This window comes from Streptomyces pathocidini, assembly GCF_001418495.1.
Taxonomy (GTDB): Bacteria; Actinomycetota; Actinomycetes; order Streptomycetales; family Streptomycetaceae; genus Streptomyces; species Streptomyces pathocidini.
Genome location: NZ_LIQY01000354.1, coordinates 1 through 5,042 on the forward strand (window position 1 = coordinate 1; position 5,042 = coordinate 5,042).

General features: G+C 70.9%; 4 protein-coding genes and 1 pseudogene. All 5 read right to left on the bottom strand.

Going from position 1 to position 5,042, the window contains the following annotated elements:
- The coding region (locus AOK16_RS17120; RefSeq protein ID WP_055473109.1) for a roadblock/LC7 domain-containing protein at window positions 1-362 on the bottom strand (362 nt) is incomplete at its 3' end.
- A gap of 1 nt (window position 363) precedes the next feature.
- Window positions 364-3,468 (bottom strand): sensor histidine kinase, encoded by a 3,105-nt coding sequence (locus AOK16_RS17125; RefSeq protein WP_055473110.1) that lies wholly within the window; start codon window positions 3,466-3,468, stop codon window positions 364-366.
- Between the two features lie 353 nt (window positions 3,469-3,821).
- Window positions 3,822-4,403 carry a GTP-binding protein gene (locus tag AOK16_RS17130; RefSeq protein ID WP_055473111.1) on the bottom strand — a complete coding sequence of 194 codons (582 nt, stop codon included), beginning with the start codon at window positions 4,401-4,403 and terminating at the stop codon, window positions 3,822-3,824.
- Complete coding sequence (locus AOK16_RS17135) at window positions 4,384-4,791, bottom strand: DUF742 domain-containing protein (protein ID WP_055473112.1); 408 nt, start codon at window positions 4,789-4,791, stop codon at window positions 4,384-4,386. Before AOK16_RS17135 ends, AOK16_RS17130 begins: the two co-directional genes overlap by 20 nt.
- A gap of 170 nt (window positions 4,792-4,961) precedes the next feature.
- A pseudogene (locus AOK16_RS25785) lies at window positions 4,962-5,042 on the bottom strand (roadblock/LC7 domain-containing protein); the annotation flags it as partial.

Here is a 5,042-nt window from a genome sequence, read left to right on the forward strand (position 1 = left end):
CGGTCGACGAGGAGGGCCATTTCGTAGCCGACGAGGCCGATGTCGCATTCGGGGTGGGCGAGTACGGCGAGGGAGGATCCGTCGGAGACGGACATGATGAAGAGGAAGCCGCGTTCCATTTCGACGACGGTCTGGTTGACGGATCCGCCTTCGAAGATGCGGGAGGCGCCGGCCGTCAGTGAGGTGAGACCGGAGGCCACGGCCGCGAGTTGGTCTGCGCGGTCGCGGGGGAACCCTTCGGACATCGCGAGAAGGAGTCCGTCGGCGGAGACCACCACGGTGTGGGACACACCCGGAGTGTTGTCCACGAAGTTGGTGATCAACCAGTTCAGGTTCTGCGCCGCCTGGCTCATCGGGCTCACACTAACGCTCCTGATCGTAGGTGCTGCCGCCGGGGCCGAAGCCCTGGCCGTTGCTGTCCGTCCCCGCGGTCCGCCCCCGCTGGATGCCCTGCCGCAGGTTGCTCAACCTGCCGCGGACGTCCTCGGGTGCTCGGGAGACCTGTGGGCCGCCCTGCGGGGTCTGCTCTGCGGTGCCCTCGACCAGGTTGGCCTTGGGCACCCGCCGGGGGAGACCGGAGGGGGTGACCCCGCCGGCCTTCGGGTCCCGGAGCTGCTCTGCGCGCTTCCAGCGCTCGTCGTTGGCCGAACGCCAGGCGTCGTTGTCCTGCTGGTTCCGCTCGGCCTGCTGGGCCTGCGGCGCCTGCTGGGCCGTCGGGGCCTGCTGGGTCTCCTCGGCCTGCTGCCACCCCGCCGCACCGCGGCGCGGCAGTCCGGCGCCGGTCAGGGAGTGGGAGCCGTTCCCGTTCGCGGCAGGTCCCGGAGGACCGAAGCCTACGCGGTCCCGGCCGTCGGCGGGAGCGGGCCGTGGCGATTCCGCCTCGGCACCGTAGCCCTGCTCGAAGCGGTCCTCGTACGCGTCGGGTGAGGCCCAGCCCTCGTGCTGCGGGGCGCTGTCGAAGCCGCCGTACGCCTGCTGCCCCGCGTCCGCGGGCTCGCTGTAGGAGGGCTCCTGGTATGCAGGGGAGTCGTAGCCGCGGTCCTCGTAGCCGGATTCCGGATAGGCGCCGCCCTGCTGCGGGAACCCGTCCGCCCCGTACGGCTGCCGCTCGTAGCCCGGCCCGTCCTCGTACCCCTCGTCCTGGCCGAAGCCCGTGTGCTCGGCCTCCGGCTGGACGCTCCGCTCCTCGCGGACCGGCGAGCGGCCCACCGGGTCCAACGCGCGGGCGCCGTCCGGGACTTCGTAGCGGCTGTCGTCGAAGCCGAGCTCGGCCGCGGTGCGCATCGACGGCTGCGGCGCGGGAGCGGCGAACGGGTGGGGCTCCTGCTCGGGCACGATCCGGGAGACCGTGAAGTCGTCCTCGGCGCCCTGGCCGCCGCCCCCGCCGCGGGTGATCGCGTCCGGCAGCATGACCAGCGAGGTCGTGCCGGCCTGCTCACCGGAGGGGCGCAGCTGGACGCGGACGCCGTGCCGGTCGGCCAGGCGGCCGACCACGAACAGGCCCATGCGCTGGGAGATCGCGGCGTCCACGGTCGGCGGGTTGGCCAGCTTGTGGTTGATGTCCGCGAAGTCCTCGGCGGTCAGGCCGATGCCCTTGTCGTGGATCTCGATCATCACGCGGCCGTCGGGGAGCCGGGTCGCGGTGACCCGCACCTTGGTCTGCGGCGAGGAGAACGTGGTGGCGTTCTCCAGCAGCTCGGCCAGCAGGTGCACGAGGTCGGTCACGGCGGTGCCGTGGATGTCGCTGTCCGGGACCCCGGAGATCTCGATGCGCTCGTAGGACTCCACCTCGGAGGTGGCCGCGCGCAGGACGTCGACCAGCGGGATCGGCTGGTTCCAGCGGCGGCCGGGCTCCTCGCCCGCGAGGATCAGGAGGTTCTCGCCGTTGCGGCGCATCCGGGTCGCCAGGTGGTCCAGCCGGAAGAGGTTCTCCAGCTGGTCCGGGTCGGCCTCGTTGTTCTCCAGGTCCGTGATCAGCGTCAGCTGGCCCTCGATGAGGGACTGGTTGCGCCGCGAGAGATTGGTGAAGATCGCGTTGACGTTGCCCCGCAGCAGCGCCTGCTCGGCGGCGAGCCGGACGGCCTCGCGGTGCACCTGGTCGAAGGCGCGGGCGACCTCGCCGATCTCGTCGCGGCTGGTGATCGGGATCGTCTGCACGCGGGTGTCCACGCGGCCCGGATCCGTACGGGAGAGCTGGTCGACCAGCATCGGCAGCCGCTGCTCGGCGACGTCGAAGGCCGCGCCGCGCAGCCGGCGCATGCTGCGGCTCATCGAGCGGGCCATCAGACCGGCGATGACGAACGCGGCCAGCAGGGCCACGACGACGATGGCGCCGTTGACGATCGCGTCCCGCTTGGCGTCCTCGGCGATCCGCGAGGCATCGGTCACGGCGTTGTCGACGAGGCCCTGCTCGACGGCGCGGTACGCCTCGAACTTGCCCGTCGCCGTGGCGAACCAGGACTGCGGGGTGATGCCCTGGGCCTTGAGCCGGCTCGCGGGGGCGCCGCTGCCGATGGCCTCGACCATCTTGTCGGCGGCCGGCGGGACGACGAACGGCACGCCAGCGGCGTCGGCCTTCTGCTGGGCCTCCGCGATCTTCTGCCGGCCCTCGGCCTGCGCCTGGCCCAGTGCCTGCTTCAGGTTGGCCTGGTCCTCGGCGGTGCCGCCGCCGGCGTACTCGGCGAGCGCGATGTTCTCCAGGTACGCGTACGAGCTGAAGGCGGTGAGCTGGGCTGCCTTGTCCTTGGCGCCGGGGCCGGGCTTGATCAGCAGGTGGGTGCCGATGGAGCGCTGCAGTGAGGTGGCGGCCTTGGTCAGCGAGATGGCGTAGACCGTGCGGCCGTAGCTGGTGATGTTGCCGGTGCCGAGGCCGAGTTCGTTGGCGAACTCCATCAGCGAGTGCTGGATCTGGACGTAGCCCTCTTCGGTCCGCACGGCGCCCAGAGCGGGCGTGTAGGCCGCCTCGCGCAGCTTGGGCAGGCCGGGCTCGACCTTGCGGAAGGCCGCCAGCCGCCGTTCGAGGCCGGGCCGGGCGGGCATGTCCGCCGCCTGCCGGGCGAAGGCCTTCGCGGCCTGGTCGGTCGCGGCCCGCGCCTGCGTGACGGCCTTGTCCTCGCGGTCGCCCTTCAGCAGGGGAACCGCGGTGCGGTCGCGCTCGTCGATGAGTGCGTGGGCGTAGGCCTCGGCGGCGCGTACGAGCAGCGCGGTGCGCTCGGCGTCCTGCGCCTCGCGCCAGGTCTTGACCGAGTGGGTGACCTGGAGGCCGCCGAAGGCGAGTCCGACGAGCACGGGCACGAGGAGGATCGCGTTCAGCCGGGTGCGCACCCGCCAGTTGCGAGGGGACAGCCGGCTGCCGCTCCCCGGGGCGATGTCGGACATCTCCGCGGCGGGCGCCGCTGCTCGCGGCGGCGGGGTGAAGTTGCCGCGCGACGCTTGCTGCGACGCGGGGCCTGACTTGCTTCGCCTCACTCGACCAACAACCTCTCGGCGCGGCACGTAGGGAGTGTGCCGTTGACTTCTCCGGCCGTTACTACTCGGCAGTTAACGGAATTCCAGCACGTGTCGTGGGTCCGTTCCAAACACCGGGAGGGGGTCTGACCTGTGGCTGTAAGGGCCAGATAAATAGGGCATTAGAGGCGAGTTCCCGCAAATGCCGGGGTGATCGTGAGCACAGCGCACCCGGCTGAACGCGTCGTGTGCCGAGGCACCGGCAATTCTCTGTCGAAACGTTATGAACACAGCGGCGGACCGTGTCAAAGAACACAGTCCGCCGACCGGTCAACTTCCGCTCCAGCTTGTCTACTTGTTTCCGGTGGCCCCGGCTACTTCAGTCGGGCCATGAGGGCGTGTTCGACGAGGGTGATGAGGGCGCTTTTTGCGTCGGCGCGGTGGCGGGCGTCGGTGGTGATGATGGGTGCGTCCGGGCCGATCTGGAGTGCCTCGCGGACCTCGTCCGGGGTGTACGGCTGGTGGCCGTCGAAGCCGTTGAGGGCGATGACGAAGGGGAGTCCTGAGTTTTCGAAGTAGTCGACGGCGGGGAAGCAGTCGGCGAGGCGGCGGGTGTCGACGAGGACGACGGCGCCGATGGCGCCGCGGACGAGGTCGTCCCACATGAACCAGAAGCGGTCCTGCCCGGGGGTGCCGAAGAGGTAGAGGATCAGGTCCTGGTCCAGGGTGATCCGGCCGAAGTCCATCGCGACCGTGGTGGTCGTCTTGTCCCGGACATGGCTGAGATCGTCGATGCCCGCGGAAGCGGCGGTCATGACCGCCTCGGTGGTGAGCGGATTGATCTCCGACACCGCCCCCACGAACGTGGTCTTGCCCACGCCGAAGCCGCCCGCCACCACGATCTTGGCGGAGGTGGTGGAGCGGGCCGCCCCGGCGTTAGAGCTTGCGAAGTCCACTGAGCACCCTTTCGAGCAGTGTCACGTCCGGCGTGCCGCCGGCCTCGCCGCTGCCGCCCGGCTGGTGGATCGCCACCATGCCGGCCTCGGCCAGGTCGGCGACCAGGATCCGGGCCACCCCCAGCGGAATGGTCAGCAGCGCGGAGACCTCCGCGACCGACTTGACCTCGCGGCACAGATGGCAGATCCGCTGGTGTTCCGGGAGGAGTCCGCCCAGCTGGGCCGGGTCGGCCGTGGTGCTGACCAGCGCCTCGATGGCGAGCTGGTACCGCGGCCGGGTCCTGCCCCCGGTCATGGCGTACGGCCGCACCAGCGGCTGGTCGCCATCGTCACCGTACGGCGCGTGGTGGGAGACGCCGTACGGATCGGGCGAGTGGGGCGGGGTCATGAGTCCTCCGGGCGGGACAACGGTTGTCGTCTGGCGGGCCGGTGAGGGGAGGGCGATCAGCCGGACGGGGTTCGGTCGGTTGAGCGTACGTCGGACGGGCGTTTCGGTCAGTCGGTTTCGTCAGTTGAGCCTGGGTCGTGACCTCGGGCGCGCAGGCCCCGCGCCGAGCCTCAGTTCAGCAGGGATCCTTGGAGTTCTGCGCGGAGGTCGGGGGTGAGGACGGTGCCTGCGCGGTCGACGAGGAGGGCCAT

What these genes read in the sequence shown, in the direction of transcription:
- AOK16_RS17135 (WP_055473112.1), bottom strand. Translation starts at nt 4,791, where the DNA reads ATGACCCCGCCCCACTCGCCCGATCCGTACGGCGTCTCCCACCACGCG.